Origin of the sequence: Alteribacillus iranensis (genome assembly GCF_900113025.1) — a bacterium.
GTDB lineage: Bacteria > Bacillota > Bacilli > Bacillales > Marinococcaceae > Alteribacillus_A > Alteribacillus_A iranensis.
Map to the genome: position 1 here is coordinate 172236 of NZ_FONT01000005.1, position 17709 is coordinate 189944.

The following is a 17709-nucleotide window of genomic DNA, read 5'->3' on the forward strand; positions in this document are numbered from 1 at the left end:
AGTCCCTCTACTTGATGAGAGAAAGCTGCCAGCTCCCGGAGCTTCGGCCTAAGTCGAACGTCAATCTTTCTTTTCCACCTGTTCGAGGCATGGCTTATCTTTCCCTCATAGTCCGGAAATTTACGGTTCCCGGGTAGAAACTTTTCAGGCCTTATTCCCGAAATTATACGAGGTTTTATATAATTTTCATTTCCGTTTTTCACAATTCTAGCTTAACAATTCTCCTCTATGAATGTCAATCAAAAATCGAACAATATAAAAGCAATCTATATTAATGTTCGTTATTTGGCTTTTGCCTCGAATACTATTCTTTGTTTAACAGGAATATGTTCTATTTTTCCGTTTTTTCTTACTTCCTTGAAAACGGGTTCTTCTTTACGCCGTACAGGAATATATCCTTCTTTGGCTATTCGTTCAAGACAATGAGCTATCGTCTCGTTCTCTTCCACCTCAAACTTTTTCTTTTTTTGCTTCTTCATTAAAGTCCCACCTTTTAACCTGCAGGTTTATTGTCGCGTCAACGTCTCAACCCTTTCACCCAAAAACCACCGAAAAACACTTTTGGCTCATGTGAGATAATAAACGCTTTCGGATCTAACTTCTTCACAGAAGCATATAAATCAGATTCAGATCTTCTCGTCGTTAAAATTTCCATCATCATTCTCTCCCCTTCACGTCCGTAGGCTACCCAGTTTGTCACGCCATAACCTTTGTCACGAAGGGCGTTAGGAATATCCGGCTCATATTCCTTCGTAATCACATTTACCGTAATATAACCAAGTGCCAGTTTTTCTTCAATTTTCATGCCAATAAGTACACCAGCCCCGAAACCAATCGCATATGCAAGTAAATTAAAAATGTTATCTAAATTATCCAAAACAAGTCCTAATCCCACGACATATATTAAGATTTCAATGACGCCCAGCCCGCCGGCAAAATACCTCTGTCCTTTTAGTGTAAATATAACGCGGAGTGTGTATAAGGACACATAAACGATATTAATTAAAAAAATAATTGCTACGAGAGACCAAGCGCTGTCATAAAAATTTTCCATGTTCATTCCTCCCACATAGGCTTTTCATTTTCAGTTTAGCCAGCGGATGATTCATCCCTTGCTGACATTCACTTTTTTCTGAAAAAATATATCACGTTTTTTATAGTGTGGGAAGAGTATAATTAACGTAATATAACAACATATTCCGACAAAAATCAGTAGATTATCGATAGGAGCTATTTACTTATCCCTTTTTCCTCTGGTTGTTCTAATTTTTCCAACGCTTTTTCTTCTGCAGGGATCCGTACTAATAATAATAGAAGGGCATTACTAATTGTAAATAGGAAGGATGTAATCCAAGCCCCAAAAATAAGTGGGAGTGATATGATTTCAAGGGCGACAATGACATAATTGGGATGGGGTAACCATTGATACGGTCCTTTCGTTACTCGTTTTGCTCCTGGCAAGACGATTATCTTTGTATTCCAAAATTTACCCAAAGACATTAATGTCCATACCCTCAGCCCCTGAGCCACAAGGAAAACAAACAAAAATAATGGCCAACCTACCCCTAGTGACGCTCCTTTTCCTAGCACTTCGAATAATAACGAAAGAAAAAATAAAACATGGAGCATGACAATCCATTTATAGTGGGATGCACCTACTTCAACCGCGCCTTCCTGTTTCATGCGTTTCTCATTATGGCGTGCGTAAACCACTTCGGCTAACCTTTGACAAATGACAACACTAATTAGAACGATAAACAATACCATCATCTATTCTCTCCATTCTAACCAAACCATTTCAGAGCTGAACCCCGGTCCTAGTGCTGTTAATAACCCTTGATCTCCATCTGATGGTCCCTGTTCCATAATATACTTTAAGACATAGAGAACAGTAGGAGACGACATGTTTCCATAAGAGGATAATATGGTTTGAGAAGGCTTTGTTTTTTCATTCGGAAAACCAAGGGATTTCTCATACGCATGGAGTACCTTCTTTCCTCCCGGGTGTGCTACAAAATGGTCAATATCTGTTTCCTTTTTTCCTAATCTATGTAGGAACTGTTCTACATTAGGTTTCAGCCAATTTTCAATGATAGCAGGAATACTTCGTGAAAAAATCACATGAAGACCACTGTCTTTTACATCCCACCCCATTACGTCTTCCGAATTTGGCATCAACGTCGATTGAGTATCTACTGTTTTGGGCTTTAAGCCTGTGTGAGCAAGTTGGTCTCCGCTCATTAATACACATGCCGCTCCATCAGCAAATAAGGAGGTCCCAACAAGGTTACTTTTTGAAAAATCTTCTCTTTGGAACGTAAGACTGCAAAGCTCAATACATAGTACAAGTACTTTTGCTTGTGGATAAGCTAGTAAATAATCATGAGCTCTGCTAACGCCAGCCGCACCGCCTGCACATCCTAATCCCCATACAGGTATTCTCTTTATGTGTAAGGGTAAAGATAATTCATTTATGATACGAGCATCTATGGTAGGAGTTGCCATTCCTGAACTCGAAATAAATATGATGGCCTCGATTTCATTTGGATCAGTGTTTGTCTGGCTCAAACAGTTTGCGATGGCTTGAGATCCCATTTTCACGGATTGTTCAATATATAATTGATTTTTCTCTTCTAATCCATGTTCCTCTTGAAACCAAGACAAGGGAGCGGCCAAATACCTGTTGTTAATTTTCCCGTTTTCAAATACTTGCAGCAGCCGTTCAATATCTCGAAAGTGATCTCCAAACAATCCACGAACAACTTCTACTGTTTCTTCCTGGGATACTCGATAAGGCGCATTTTGTGTAACGACATGTTCTATAACCGGCATTTTATCCCGTTCCTTTCTTATACCACGACCTATTTCCCGGGCAATAATAAACGACAAAAATCGACAGAGACCAACAGGGTTATATGACACTTTACGTGAAAATAGTAGACAGTATCCTTCCTATATGTAATTTCCCCAATACTAGCCTGTTCAATCCAACTTTCACGTCTTCAACTATATATGAAAAGATGTTGGGACATTCTCAGTGAAGAACGCTCTCTCTATATGTGAGTTTTTTTCCTCAAGCTGCACTTCTCTTGCTTTCACTTCGCTTTTTGCCGCAGACAAGTGAGCCTGAATAGCCATTTATGGTTGTTAGTGGATGCTAGATAATAAAATTAAAAAAAGAGCTGTCAAAAGATCATTTTAAACAGCCCCCGGAGTACTAAATTTTTGTTAATCTCATCAAACACAAAACGCTTCCACCTATCATTTTTGATAGCCGGAAGCGTTGTTTACTCTTTAGAGACCGTTTATGTCACAGCCTCTTCTATGCTTCATACATTTCATCAACCAAGAAATCCAAAGTAAGCAATAAATACAAAGAATAATACGTACATTACTGGATGAATTTCTTTTCCTTTTCCTTTTAAGAGCATCGTAATAGGATAAAAGATAAAGCCCAGCGCAATACCTGTTGCGATACTATAAGTCAACGGCATAGCCGCCACAGTCAAAAAGGATGGGATGGCAATTTCGATTTTATCCCATTCAATAAGGCGAAGGGAAGAAGCCATCAACACACCAACAAGGATAAGAGCAGGAGCGGTGACTTGCTCTGTTACTACCACCAACAGAGGTGAGAAGAACATGGATAGTAAAAATAACATCCCTGTAATAACAGATGTAAAACCAGTACGTCCTCCTGCAGCTACTCCTGACGAAGACTCGATAAAAGCTGTAGTCGTAGAGGTACCCACGATAGCACCGATAGAAGTTGCAGATGAGTCGGATAACAAAGCACGTGTCGCTCTTGGCAGCTTATTGTTCTTCACATAGCCGGCTTGATTTGCAACTGCGTATAGTGTTCCAGCCGTATCGAAAAAATCAACAAATAAAAAGGTTAAAATGACCACAACCATCTGAACGATAAGTTGGCTTGTCCATTTGATGTCACCTAATACAGCGAAGGCCTGTCCGAATGTTGGAGCTAAACTAGGAACAGCTCCTACCACCTGTTCAGGAAGTCCAATTAAACCAACAACTATCCCAGCAACAGCTGTCAACAGCATTCCGTAGAAAATACCACCATTCACGCCAAGGACCATAAGAATAGCCGTAATAACAAGCCCAACGCACGCAAGCAAAGTAGCCGGATTTGTCATATCTCCAAGTGAAACGGCGGTAGCCTCATCCGCTACAACGATGCCGGCATTTTGAAGCCCAACGAAAGCGATAAATAATCCAATACCTGAGGCCACTGCATATTTCAACTGTGCTGGAATCGCATTGATAATTTTTTCCCGGATGCCAATGGAAGTAATAATAATAAAGATAATTCCCGAAACAAATACACCAAATAAAGCAAGTTGCCACGGTAAGCCAATACCCAATACAACCGTATAAGAAAAGAAAGCATTCAATCCCATCCCCGGCGCTAACGCAATTGGATATTTAGCAATAAGTCCCATAATCAGAGTACCGATCGCAGCAGATAGAGCAGTAGCCGTGAAAACAGCTCCCTGATCCATGCCAGCGTCTGATAAAACGAGCGGGTTTACAAAAAGAATGTATGCCATAGACAAGAACGTCGTTAGGCCGGCCATACTTTCCTGCTTGTAGCTTGTACCCCATTTCTTAAATTCATAAAATCGTTCCACAACCGTTCCTCCTTCAGTAGTTATGTTATATTCTTCAAAGCCCGCTACAGCAGTATCCATCCATAAAAAAAGCCCCAGGTTTCACTACCTGGAGCTTCGACGCCAAAAAATTAATCACTCGGATCAGACGCAGGAGGACTTCACTCGCTGTCTTGAGCAGTCAATTTTTCGTAGTCAAGCTATTTACGGTAGCCTGTAGAGACTCACGAGCCGTATTCTCGTGATTATACGAAATAAAGGAATATTGTTATGCGACTAAAGTATAAGTCTTTCGTCTCCTATTGTCAACCATTTTCCGAACGATAAACTTTTTAGACAATTAATTGTTCGTGTAAAAATCATTCCCACTCAATGGTGGCAGGTGGCTTCGATGTGATGTCATAGACAACCCGATTCACATGGTTCACTTCATTCACAATGCGCGTGGATATTTTCTCTAATATGTCATAAGGGATACGAGCCCAGTCAGACGTCATGCCGTCGACTGATGTTACGGCACGTATTCCAACGGTGTAATCGTACGTACGAGCATCCCCCATGACACCAACACTTCTCATATTCGGCAAAGCCGTGAAATATTGCCAGATTTCACGATCAAGTCCGGCATTCGCAATTTCTTCCCGCAAAATGGCATCGGATTCCCGGACAATTTCCAGTTTTTCATCGGTGATTTCACCAAGAACTCGGATTCCTAACCCTGGACCTGGGAAAGGTTGACGCCACACAATTTCATCTGGCACTCCTAGTTCCGTTCCCAATTTTCGAACCTCGTCCTTAAACAGACTATTTAAAGGTTCAATCAAATCAAATTGCATGTCCTCTGGAAGTCCTCCAACGTTATGGTGGGATTTAATCGTCTGGGCCGTGTCTGTTCCACTTTCAATGATATCTGTATAAAGTGTACCTTGAGCCAGAAAATCCATATCTTTTAGTTTGTTTGCTTCTTCTTCAAACACATAGATAAATTCGTTCCCTATGATCTTACGCTTTTCTTCCGGATCAGAAACTCCTTCCAGCTTACCCAAAAACCGCTCTTTTGCATCGATTTTTATAATGTTCATATGAAAATCTTCACCGAAAGTTTTCATCACACTGTCTGCTTCATTCTTGCGCAGCAAACCGTGATCAATGAACATACAAGTAAGTTGATCTCCAATCGCTTTATGAATTAATGCTGCGACTACAGAGGAATCCACCCCTCCACTTAACGCACAAAGAACATTCTTCTCCCCTACTTGTTCGCGAATCTCTTCTACTTGCTCGTCTACAAAGTTTTTCATCGACCATTCGCCAGTGCAACCACATACCTGGAACGCAAAATTCTTTAACATGTCATCTCCAAACTGAGTATGACGGACCTCTGGATGAAATTGCACCCCGTACATGTTGCGGTTAGCATCACTCATACCTGCCACCGGGCAAGAAGGATTCACCGCGTCTACCTCAAACCCTTCAGGAGGCTCCACGATTAAGTCCCCGTGACTCATCCAGACACTTTGCTCTGCCGGCAGCCCGCTATACAATAATGACTCATTCTGAATCGTGATGACTGCCTTACCATATTCCCGATGATTAGCGGCTTCTACTTTTCCACCAAAATGATGTGTTAACAGCTGCATACCATAGCAGATACCTAATATAGGTACTCCCAGTTCAAAAATATCCGGATCCACAGATGGTGCTCCCTCTACATACGCACTGTTGGGACCGCCCGAAAATATAATTCCAGCTATGTTCATGCCCTTCAGTTCTTCTGCTTTGATGGTATGCGGATGGAGCTCACTATACACACCCAAGTCTCTAATCCTACGAGTGATCAGCTGGTTATACTGACCCCCAAAATCCAATACTGCAATCATTTCGTTTTCTTGTCCCATTTTCATCCACCTCGTTCTACTCAATCGCCTAAAACATGCCTATCATTGTAGCAGTCGCTTATAAAAGCGGTCAAGCCTTAATGCGCTGAATCATACATTCCCACACTGCCAGTAATTTATCTGGATTTCCTTCTTGATTTCCATAATGAATTTTTTCATATTCCTTTGTCAGAATTGACATATCCTCTGTTTTAAAAGTATCATCCATTCGTGCTGCATACTCTCTTAATGTTTCACTTGCCTCTTTTTTATAACCGGCAAGACCTAAAAGCCACAGGAGAGAATGAAAAGCTTTCGTATAGCCTTCGCTGTCATCTACATGTTTAAACCGCCATACGATTAGTTTCTTTAAAATTCGCATACGGAAAATATAGACTACCAAGGCTATGAGAGATACACCCAGTAGGAAAGGCCACCACGGAAATTGATTGCTATTAGCAGCAGAGGAATCCTTTGACTCCTCTTCTTCCTCCTCCTTTTCTTCTTCCTGAACAGATTCTTGTTCTTCCGGTTCTTCCGTTTCTGTATTTGTATTGTTGTAATCGAAACTGCCTGCAAAACCTTTTGTAGGCTCAAATGGCACCCACCCTACTTCCGGAAAATACACTTCCACCCACGAGTGAGCATTTGCATTGGTCACCTCATAAACAGTCTCATTTTCTTGACTTTTTATCTCTTCTCCAGAGGTGAATCCTTTTACCCAGCGAGTTGGAATATCTAGAGTCCGTAACATCACGGCCATACTTGTCGAGAAGTTATCACAATACCCACGCTGTGTTTCAAATAAAAATTGCTCAACATAGTCTTCCCCTTCTTCCGGAATAGGAATATTTTGAGTCTCATACGTGAAATCAGGTCCGTGGAAATAACTCTCTATGGCTCGGACTTTATCGTACCGGTTATCCATTCCTTCTGTTATTTCTTCCGCCAGATTCTGAATGGAAGCCGGCAGCTCATCAGGTAAAGAGAGATAATGATCTGTTATATGGCGGGGGTCCTTTTTGGGAATCTCCTTCATTTTTTCGACCGGAAATTCAGGATCTTCGTATGTTATTTGATAGGTGCGGAGCTGATAACTGTTTCCATCGATGAAAGTACGGGCTTTTCCAGAATAGCGGTCTATCTCTGTTTCCACTTCTTCTTCCGGTGCTTGCAGATGGAGAAGTTCGCCAGGATAGAAAGCAAATTGAAAGTCCCAATTCCCTTGTACACTTACTTCTATTTCCTTTTCTTCCCGCGGGACCGACTCATCATAAAAATCACTTTTATGATGGGGCTCTTGGGGCGTATTTGATTTCCAGCCATGCCCCGTATAGACATTTTTGGACTCACCGCGCCAATAGTCTCCCCCTTCTCCTACTGCTGTGAAGACCCGCGTATCATCCATAGCAAAACCGCCACCGAGTTGTTCATCATTTTCCCCATATCCAATAACGCGCGGGCTATCACCGTGTAAGTCCTTACCTTCACCCAATCCTGCAGCTGTCTTTAGGTAAGGCACGGGATCAGGCCATTGAGGGTCCATCTTGGGAGCAGTCATTCCTACACCAGCTGCAATAACTAAGATACCGAGTGAAACGGTAATCCACTTCAGCCAAACACTTATACTTCTTTCTCCAATAAAAAATGCAGAAAGGCGATCCCATTGAAGCAAGGCTAACAACAGGAACCCAATAATAAATACACGCATGATTGCAAACTGACCATCATAAACAGTAAACGTGTCCATCACAGCGATATATATTACAGTGAATACAAAAAAGAATAAGATCCTTCGTGCTTGGACCACCCAAAAGTATAGTAAGTAACTCATAATGGCTAGCAGCAATAAAAATAGAAAACTTCGAAATGAATCACTTAGATGAAACCATTCTCCTCGCAGAAGAAAATGAACGTTTTGGAAGACGTCCTGAAAAAGAACAGACCACCAGCTCATACTCAAAAATGTATTTTCGTAAAAGATAAGGTGGAGACCAAATAATAATCCTCCGGTAAAAAGTAAGACGGACGCCCACCATGGGAGAGATAAAAATGTAATAAGAAAGAAGACACCGGCAATTCCCATAAACAGTGGGAGATACCCCGTGTCTGTGATTTCTGGCAAAGGCAGGAGCCATTCCATAAAAAGCAAATACCCAAGTACATAAGACAAAAAAAGACGGGGATAATTATACATTCTATGCAAATAAAGCCCCCCCTTCTTTGTCATCCACTGTATATTTCCCACCACTCAATTGAAGCAATAAAACAGAGCCCCCTGACTGCCTGTATTTGTTTAATTCTTCTCTTTCTATGTCCGTTGCACTATGGCCCGGAGTATAAACTACTACGATATCTCTGGTTGGTGATAACATAGGTTCCAAGCACTGTCTTTCTCGAGAGGTAAACCGAGATGTAATATAAACAATGGATGGAACGTTATGATTATCGTTTAATAGGTGACTTAATTGGGACTCTCCCTCTGTCTTCTGTAAACGCGCCAGCTCTTTAAATATGTGTTGATGATACGCGCCCTGCGTTTCCATCTCTAATGTTTTTGTCGTTTGAGCCGTATCATAAAAGGTAACAGGACGTCCACTTGATAAGCTGTGATTTACTAATGAGGCTGCAAATTCGATTTGTATCTCAAAATCGTTCTCATCGAGCTTTCCTGTGTTTTCTACAATTAACACATACCCTTTGCTTGACTGAGACTCAAATTCTTTGGTTACTAATTTACCCGCGCGAGCTGTGACTTTCCAGTCAATGCTAGTCAGTCGATCACCTGCCACGTAATCTCGCACACCTGCGATCGAGAGCGCATCATTCATGAATGGAGCGGTTACGGACCCTGTTACTTCATTGGACTCCTGTAAAGCCCTCCAATCACGCAGCGGACGGATTTTTGGGAGCACGGTAAGAGTATCTGATATTCGTCTTTCCCCTTCTCTCTGATAAAAGCCAAATAAATCACCCGTACCCAGTGCTATTGTTGAAAATACGTGATCCCCTCGTTTCCCTCCCTCGATGTGGTAAGTATAATGAAGAGGGCTCGTATGAGGGAAAAAGGTAATAGTTCCAGGAGGCGTTCCTTGACCGTTCAGTCCTCCCGGTACGCTGTCGTACATACTTATAAATAGTAATGGGAAAGGGTATTTCTTTCTTATGGTTAGTGTTACTTCCGTCGTTTCCCCTAAATGGATAAGATTATTATCCAATGTACGCTCTAGATGAAATAAGCGAAAAGGGTAGATACAAAGAAGGAAATTGACGATTAATACACCACATACACTATAAAACAAAAACCAGCTGACATAACCGCCTTGGAACATCGCATAAGCATATAAAGCTCCTGTCATGAAGAGAATAGACAGGAGCTTTCCGGTTTTCAACAGTTGTCTTTTAACATTCATTTATCGCACCGCTTCCTTCTTTGTTAACGGTACCTGGAGGGTAGAGAGGATATCCTTGACAATCGCTCGCCCGCTGTTGTCAGAAACCGGAAAATCAGCACGCAAAATAATACGATGAGAAAGGGTGAAAGGTGCCAAATATTTCACGTCATCTGGAATCACATACTCTCTCCCTTGCAGAAATGCATAGGCTTGGGCAGCTTTCATCAAAGCGATAGAACCTCGCGGACTCACTCCCAGTCGAACATCTCGGTGTGTCCTTGTCTCGTTAACAATAGAAACAATGTAGCGTTTCACAGAATCTTCCACATATACTTTTGATACTTCTTCCTGCATGGTAAGCACACTCTCTAGAGAGAGCACATGATCGATTTGGTCGATGGGATGACTTTTTTCCACTCGCTTCAATACTTCCAACTCATCTTCATAAGTTGGATAGCCCATATTTAATTTAAGCAGGAAACGATCTAGTTGTGCCTCTGGGAGGGGATATGTCCCCCCATATTCAATTGGATTTTGAGTAGCCATCACGAAAAACAGTTCCTGGAGCCGTCTCGTTTCCCCATCTACTGTAATGCTCCCCTCTTCCAGGGCCTCTAACAGAGCTGACTGCGTTTTTGGAGACGTACGATTTATTTCATCAGCCAACACCACATTTCCCATCACCGGTCCTGGCCTGAACTCAAAAACTTGTTCTTTTTGATTATATATAGAGACTCCGGTAATGTCCGATGGTAATAAATCAGGGGTAAATTGAATTCGTTTAAAATCAGCTCCGATAGAACGGGCAATCGCACGAACCATCATCGTTTTCCCAACCCCAGGTACATCTTCTATAAGTACATGTCCTTTGGCTAATAGAGCCGTTAAACTTAATATGATTTCTTCACGCTTCCCTACAACCACACTCTCGATATTTTCTATCACTGAATGCAAGGCGGAACGTTCTTTGTTCACTTGGCCATTCCCCCAATAAAAGACTCGATCTCCACTAATATCTATTATTCTATCATATCATAATTTATGAGGAGCACGTAAAAAATGGTATAAGGTATCCATATCCTATTCTTTTTGAGGGGCTGCTGACTTGAACTGGTTTCATCTATTTCCGAGAGGGAAAAACGCACCAGCTACAATATTCTTTTAGCCTCTATCACTCGTTGCCCAGCAGTTATAAGAATCATAAAGAAAAACAGTAAAGTAAAGAATACTAACAAATCTGTCAACACTATCATGAAGGAGAATAGAATAAATGTTTCACTACGCTCCGCTAAGCCTGCTTGATAATAAAATGATTTCATGCCGGACTTTTCTGTCAAGGCGCCAACTGTTAAAAATACAGTCATTGACATAACAATGGAGGCCGTTAACAACAATAATGCCCACATAGCGTCGGGAAAACGAAAAGCTAACCCTATGATGATCCCTAATTCTACGAGCCGATCGAATATGATATCAAGTAACGTTCCCCATGGGGAGGTTTGTGTCTGTCTGGCAATGGCTCCGTCTACAGCATCTAGAAACCCAGACAGCCATAAGGTGATTAATGCTAGATACGTATACTCAAAATAGACAAAGACACCAGCGGAAACCCCTATTCCAAAACCTATAACCGTGACTTGATTTGCTGTTAATCCCCATCCCGACAATGTCGCAGCTGATTTATAAATAAAGGGCTCTACATATTTTCTTGCGTGTGTATCTAACATTCCCTTACCTCTCCATTAATGTTATTTAACTCGGATATATACTTTTTCTCTACAGTGAGCTGCACGGTCTCCTCTATTTCAACTTCCTCCTCACTAGGCATGATAATATACTGCGACAGATGAGGAATTTCCACTTGGTAAAATAATTGAGCGGAACGCATCCACTTTCCGAGCACGGTTCCCCTAATAGTGAATTCATTTTCATTTCCCTGCCATGACTGATTTCTTAGCCGTAAAAATCGACTTGAAATAAAATAGTGATCTTCTAGTATGATTCCTTCTGAATAATGCTTAGCAGTCACCAAGTTATCAGGATATTTATACACTTCGAGAGGGGAGCCTGTTTGATGGATCATTCCATTCGCCATGACGGCAATTTGATCTCCTACTATCATTGCCTCTTCCTTATCATGAGTGACAAATAAAGCCGTCATCCCTTCGTCCTTCAGCATGTTTCTTACCCACGTGCGAAGGGACATTCGAAGGACGGGGTCTAAGCTGCTGAATGGCTCATCAAACAACAGTAATTTCGGCTTTATAACAAGAGCTCTAGCAAAAGCTACCCGCTGCTGCTGCCCCCCTGATAACTCATAAGGGAAGACATGAAAGTAGTCTTCCATCCCCACTCGTTTGAGAATGTCCATGCTCATTTGCTGACTTCTTTCCCGCGGTATTTTCTGAAGTTTAAGCCCATAGTTTACATTTTCTAATACAGTCATATGTGGAAAGAGAACGGACCGCTGAAACATTAATACGACGGGACGGTGTTCAGGTTTATGTCGGGTTACACTCTTTCCGCCCAAAACAATTTGTCCTTCTTTCACTGGTACTAATCCAGCTATGGTACGAAGAAGGGTTGTTTTTCCCCCACCGGAAGGACCTATAATACACATAATGTCGCCTTTGGTTACACGGAAGGAGACACGGTGAAGAATTTTTTTTCCGTTATAACTGATCGATAGATTTTTGCATTCAAGCATTCGGGATGATAGCTCCTTTTATAGTCACGTTTCATCTCTCATTTGATTAGTTGTTACTACTTTCCGGCTAAGATGGCTAACGAGCTCGAAGATACAGACCAAAAGAATAGGAAGTAACACGAATAGTAATGAAAGAGCAGCGGTGACCGATCTGTCTATTCCAGCCAAGTAAGGATAATAAATCATGGCCAGAGTTACTACCTGTCCTCCTCCAATCAGCGCTGTTAACACATACTGACTGAGAGAAATGACAAAGGTTAATGCCAGGACAGCACGTAAACTAGGGAAAAGAAGCGGAACAGTGATTGTCCAAAAGGCTTTCCAGGAAGATGCACCTAAATTCCTTGCTGCTTCTTCATATCCTGCCCCTATATTTTCATAACCAGCTCTCAATATTCTTATCGTATAAGGAAGAGTAGGCAAAAGATGAATGAGCACAACGCCTGCCCAATGATCAGCCAGCCCTACCCGAATCATAGTTAAAAGCAATCCCATTCCTATGGCAAGACTCGGGATCAAGATAGGCAGCAACAAGAAAGTCTCAACTAATGACTTACCTTTAAATTCGTAATAAGCAAGAGCCTTCGCAGCTGGTAAACCTAATAGAAGGTTCAAACATACAACCATTGATCCAATAAGGACCGTCCATCCAATAGAAGACCAAATATGCGGGTCACTGAACACAACCGACCATGCCCGCAAACTGAATGAGGCTGGTATTATTTGCGGCCATCGCCATTCGTGGGCAAAACTATTAAGGAGCAGTAATAGAAGCGGTGTAACGAGCGCAAAGAAAACACATCCAAGCAAGAACATTTTCACTAATTGAACGATACTCGGCTTCATGTTACCGCCCCCTCGCAATATGCATCCGACGCCTTTGTGTGACCCAGAATGAAAGGAAGGCGATGAATAATATAATAAGAGTAGTAATGATCATAACAGCCATGGCAAGCGGGCGGTTGCTCCAATCATTTTCAAAAAACCATTGATAAGATAATACAGGGAGCATTTTCGGATAGGTAATGCCAAGCACAGATGGGACTTCAAACGCAGCTAGTGTAAAAGCAAAGAGTATAATACCTGTTTCAATTAATACCGGGAAAAGGGATGGCCATTCTGTAGTCTTAAATACGTCCCAGGAATTACCACCTAGCGTGCGAACCGTAGCTTCCTCTTCTGGACTAAATTGTTGGTAAATCGGTAAAAGCATCAATATAACAAACGGAACTTCCTTCCAGATATAAGTAAAGATAATACCAGCACTATGTTGTGATTGAATAGAGAAAGGAAAGTCAGCAATTTCATTCACCCATCCGAAATGATAAAAGAGAGAAGATAGGATGCCACTCTCTGATAAAAATAAAATAATTAAATACGCGGCTACGAAATGAGGAAAAAGCATAGGAAGCCAAACAAGAGACTTCCAACGGTAATTCATAAAATACCGCTGCAAGACTCTTGTGAGAAACAATCCAATGAGTAGAGAAGCGAGCGTAGATGAAATGGCTATATACATACTAAGGAACAGAGAATCCCAAAATGCTTCCTTCATTAGCAGCTCTTCGTAATATTGAACGGTCCATTTTCCTGTTTCCCACTCCCTAAAGCTTTCCGCTATCGCTTCCCATACTCCGTATCCTACTAAGAATCCGATCACTATTACACTTGGTAATAATAATAGCCAAGGTTTAATTGTTTCCGGATTGAACCACTTCACTTATCCAATACTCCTTTATCCATTCGGTATACTCTGGATCCATTTCATTTAGAAAAGAATCCTGCAGTTCGTCGGCAGACAACACACTTTCCCCACGTTCTATATCCTTCAGCTTCTCTTGATAAGAATCAGGCAGCTTATTTATATCGAGAACGGTGTTATCTCCCCATACGGAAGGTTCAAGCTTTTTTAACTGAGCTTCAGGAGACAAAAGTTCATTAATGGTGACTAATGCACCTGCTGTATTCGTACTGTTAAAAGGAATGGATAGAAAGTGTAAATTCCCAATAGAACCCGGCTCCATTACAAAACTTCTTGTCGTTTCCGGGAACGTACCATCAGCTATTAACCGCTCTGCTCTCCCTTCATTATACCCCATTGTAAATAACACTTCCCCCTGGCTGTATAAATGGTCCAGATCGGAAAGAGTAGACGGATACGTTTCACCTTCTCTCCATAAATGAGGTTGTAATTCATTGAGGTAACCCCAAATCTCATCTGAATGCTGCTGCAATAAAGACGGGTTATATTCTTTCCCATCTAAAGCTTCTATTCCTATTTTGTCATAAAGAACATGTTTCAAGAATCCACTCCCGCTAAAATCTTGAGCTTCCGGGTATGTAAATGTGCCGGGATTCTTTTTCACCCATTCGGCTAAATCTGCAAAACTTGCCGGCGGTTCTTCCACTTTAGCAGAATCATATAAAAATACATATTGGACTTTCCCCCAAGGAGCTTCCATCCCCTCTATAGTAGTCCCAAAATCATATTGCTGCTCTGAATTTTCTTTATTTACATATTGCTGGTAGTTTGGCAAATAATCCGTAAATGACCCCCAGAGTAAATCATTTTCCTTCGCATTTTTAAAATTTTCCCCGTTTATCCAAACGACATCAATAGAGCCATCTTCTTTCCCGGCTCTTTTTTCCGTCTGTAACTTTTGAAGGATCTCTGTTATATCCATCGGATGCCTTGTAAGTGTTATATTGTATCTCTCTTGCAGCCGGGGTGCTACCCAATCATCAATATAATGATTAATTCCTTCATCGCCCCCCCACATATAAAAGTGGACTTCACTGCCTTCTGCTTCTGCCAATGTATCTTCCCATGATTGGTTTAAGATACTTTCAGAAGTATTTTCACTTTGTTCTTCTAATTCTTCCTTGTCATCAGTTGAACAGCCAACAAGAAAGAATAAGAGGCACAACACGGCTACACAGCTCTTAGCTGATATTTCTTGGATTCTACTCATATTTCTCCCCCATTTATAACGAGCAATTAGCCCGGCATTCGAAATATCCCTCCCATTGACCTAAGAAAAAGTAAACCGCCCAAGTGATACCCTGCACACATAAGAACGGGAGTATGTCCACGGAAACCATCCAGGCAATAACACTAAATAGAATAATAAAAAGAAGCAGCGCCCAACGGATATGCCATAAAATCCGTTGTAAAAGCGCTCCTGTCTTCGCGTTCACTCTCATATTCGTCTCCTTTATTCTAACCTAAGCTTTCTTTTCTCCTAATAATTTCGGGCCTATAATGCTTCCAAGGACAGCTATTGCAATAACGACAGTAAATACAAAAAAGAGTATTTGTACACTTCCGGAAGCTGTTTCTCCTAAATAAGAATACAATAAAGTTGCCGGAAGCTGGCCAAGTCCTGTGGCCCAGAAAAAATGACTGAACTTAATAGCTGTAACACCAGAGGCATAGCTTACCAAATCGAAAGAAACAATAGGAACGAGGCGTGCAATAAATACGGAATGCTTTCCGTACTTCTCGAAAAATCTATCCCACCAGTTCAACGCACGTTTGCTTACCATTTTCTCCACGAGCGGACGCCCAAAAAACTTGGCGATGAAAAAACATAGGACAGCACCAGCCATTGCACTCGTCCAAGATAGAACAGCTCCCCAAAACCACCCAAACAATAATCCATTGGCAAATGTGATAACAAAGGCAGGTAGAGGAGCGGCTACAGATTGAAAAATCATCAAGAGGCCGGATACAACAGCAGCAAGCGGACCAAAGGATAATAAATAATCACGAAACGCTTCTACATCCGCTTCCATTAATGCACTTGCAGCACGATTAGCGCTTGCCTGCATCTCGCTTTGACCTAAATAAACGAATAACAATAGGGCACTTAATATAAAAAAGACAGATATTCCGTAACGGGACGATCTACTAAAAGAACTCCACGCCATCCTCGGCGAGCTCTTTTTGAAGTCAAGCGGGTATCTTGCAGCTCCGTAGAGTGAAAGCAGGCCAATGAGCACCCAAACAAGAATCAGAATGTTCATTTGAGGAAGAGTCAGCATGGAGTCTAGCATTAACCCTTTTCTCGTTACGTACGCCGGCATCACGAATAAAGAACTTTTAATAGCTGTAAGTATAATAATAACCGCTGCACTAAGAGGCAGTATTACTCTCATAAAGAGCGGCCGAGTCCAAATGATAAAATGACTCGCACTCATAAATAGGGCAACAAAGTAAAACCAAACACCTGTTAACATCATGACCAAGATGAAATACTCACTATCGAATCTCATATCAAGCCATTTGTTTTGTATCAACAATAAAGAAACCGCTAGACCAATTACATAAAAAAGAAAAAGGGAGGCGAGAAAATGCCCGCCAAACTTCACTATTCCTTTCATTTTCTCTCAACCCTTCCTTACTTATCAAACGAATAAGTTACGACAACCGGTTCTCCATCTTCCGGTAAAATATCTGGATTACCATGGAACTCTGCTTCCCCATCATCAAACGTACCTACAGGTTGAGCGGAGTTGCTTATCACTCCCACGGGACAGCTATCAAAACACATAAAGCAACCCGTCATGTTTTCCTTCGCATTATCGTAATTACCACCATAGCGGTAAGCAATTTCCCTACCCGTGGAGTCTACCATTACTTCGTTCACATCATATTCTTTTTCTGCACCTTCCCAGGAAATAGTCACGTTCACTGGGTCCCCTTGAATCACTTTTCCTTCTTCGGTTTCTTCAAAACCGTCATCGGAGTCCTCTCCTTTAGCCGTTGCCGGTTCCCCGCCGATCGTTTCCAATGCTTCATAGAATGATAGCGGGTTTGCATAGGATTTAAAAACGGCTTCATCTCCATAATTGCCTTCCACCCAATTTAACCCATGTCTCGTCGGTTCACTCAAATACTTCCCGTTTACAGTAGCGTATACTTTCACCGTGTTGTTCTCTTCATCTATATATATACCTTTTTCCTCTCCAAGTTCATCTTCACTGGAGGCGTAAGCTGCATCTAAATTATCTTCGTCTATCTCCGCATTAGAGGAACATGCTGCTAAACCAAGTAAAAGTAAGGCAACAGAAATATACAATATGAATAATCTTTTCAT

Annotated in this window: 16 protein-coding genes and 2 riboswitches; all 16 genes read right to left on the reverse strand. The window is 41.5% G+C overall.

Annotation, left to right across the window (positions count from 1 at the left end):
- Positions 1–88 precede the first annotated feature (88 nt).
- Positions 89–191: riboswitch (purine riboswitch) on the reverse strand.
- A 90-nt stretch (positions 192–281) separates the two neighbouring features.
- The 16 genes from BM095_RS12260 to BM095_RS12340 all read right to left on the reverse strand — a co-directional run bounded on the left by BM095_RS12260 (position 282) and on the right by BM095_RS12340 (position 17709).
- The gene (locus BM095_RS12260; protein WP_091662215.1) at positions 282–479 is read right to left on the reverse strand and encodes an NETI motif-containing protein; all 198 of its coding nucleotides are present in this window, start codon (positions 477–479) and stop codon (positions 282–284) included.
- A 38-nt stretch (positions 480–517) separates the two neighbouring features.
- Positions 518–1054, reverse strand: coding sequence for a DUF2179 domain-containing protein (locus BM095_RS12265; protein ID WP_091662218.1), 537 nt, complete (start codon positions 1052–1054; stop codon positions 518–520).
- Between the two features lie 176 nt (positions 1055–1230).
- Positions 1231–1770 (reverse strand): isoprenylcysteine carboxyl methyltransferase family protein, encoded by a 540-nt coding sequence (locus BM095_RS12270; RefSeq protein ID WP_322787614.1) that lies wholly within the window; start codon positions 1768–1770, stop codon positions 1231–1233.
- Complete coding sequence (locus tag BM095_RS12275; protein WP_091662219.1) at positions 1771–2832, reverse strand: type III polyketide synthase; 1062 nt, start codon at positions 2830–2832, stop codon at positions 1771–1773. It abuts the gene before it with no gap.
- Between the two features lie 509 nt (positions 2833–3341).
- On the reverse strand, positions 3342–4652 hold the full coding sequence (locus BM095_RS12280) for an NCS2 family permease (protein WP_091662521.1): 1311 nt from the start codon (positions 4650–4652) through the stop codon (positions 3342–3344).
- Between the two features lie 151 nt (positions 4653–4803).
- Positions 4804–4904: riboswitch (purine riboswitch) on the reverse strand.
- Positions 4905–4990: 86 nt separating this feature from the next.
- Entirely contained in the window at positions 4991–6529 is a 1539-nt protein-coding gene (gene guaA, locus BM095_RS12285; protein WP_091662222.1) for a glutamine-hydrolyzing GMP synthase, read from the reverse strand.
- Positions 6530–6599: 70 nt separating this feature from the next.
- Complete coding sequence (locus tag BM095_RS12290) at positions 6600–8705, reverse strand: transglutaminase TgpA family protein (RefSeq protein WP_245757902.1); 2106 nt, start codon at positions 8703–8705, stop codon at positions 6600–6602.
- A gap of 1 nt (position 8706) precedes the next feature.
- A complete protein-coding gene (locus tag BM095_RS12295; RefSeq protein ID WP_091662227.1) occupies positions 8707–9921 on the reverse strand; it encodes a DUF58 domain-containing protein in 1215 nt (404 codons plus the stop codon).
- Positions 9922–10878 (reverse strand): AAA family ATPase, encoded by a 957-nt coding sequence (locus BM095_RS12300; RefSeq protein ID WP_091662230.1) that lies wholly within the window; start codon positions 10876–10878, stop codon positions 9922–9924.
- A gap of 173 nt (positions 10879–11051) precedes the next feature.
- Positions 11052–11630: a CDP-alcohol phosphatidyltransferase family protein gene (locus BM095_RS12305; RefSeq protein ID WP_091662232.1), complete on the reverse strand. Its 579-nt coding sequence runs from the start codon at positions 11628–11630 to the stop codon at positions 11052–11054.
- Positions 11624–12610: an ABC transporter ATP-binding protein gene (locus BM095_RS12310; RefSeq protein ID WP_091662235.1), complete on the reverse strand. Its 987-nt coding sequence runs from the start codon at positions 12608–12610 to the stop codon at positions 11624–11626. The genes BM095_RS12305 and BM095_RS12310 overlap by 7 nt, the downstream gene beginning before the upstream one ends.
- Before the next feature lie 24 nt (positions 12611–12634).
- Positions 12635–13456 carry an ABC transporter permease gene (locus BM095_RS12315; protein WP_245757894.1) on the reverse strand — a complete coding sequence of 274 codons (822 nt, stop codon included), beginning with the start codon at positions 13454–13456 and terminating at the stop codon, positions 12635–12637.
- 1 nt (position 13457) lies between these two features.
- Positions 13458–14330, reverse strand: a complete 873-nt coding sequence (locus BM095_RS12320; RefSeq protein WP_091662237.1) for an ABC transporter permease — start codon at positions 14328–14330, stop codon at positions 13458–13460.
- Positions 14302–15582, reverse strand: coding sequence for an ABC transporter substrate-binding protein (locus BM095_RS12325; protein WP_091662240.1), 1281 nt, complete (start codon positions 15580–15582; stop codon positions 14302–14304). The genes BM095_RS12320 and BM095_RS12325 overlap by 29 nt, the downstream gene beginning before the upstream one ends.
- Positions 15583–15835: 253 nt before the next feature.
- Complete coding sequence (locus BM095_RS12335; protein WP_091662245.1) at positions 15836–16993, reverse strand: TVP38/TMEM64 family protein; 1158 nt, start codon at positions 16991–16993, stop codon at positions 15836–15838.
- Positions 16994–17010: 17 nt separating this feature from the next.
- Positions 17011–17709 (reverse strand): YdjY domain-containing protein, encoded by a 699-nt coding sequence (locus tag BM095_RS12340; RefSeq protein ID WP_091662248.1) that lies wholly within the window; start codon positions 17707–17709, stop codon positions 17011–17013.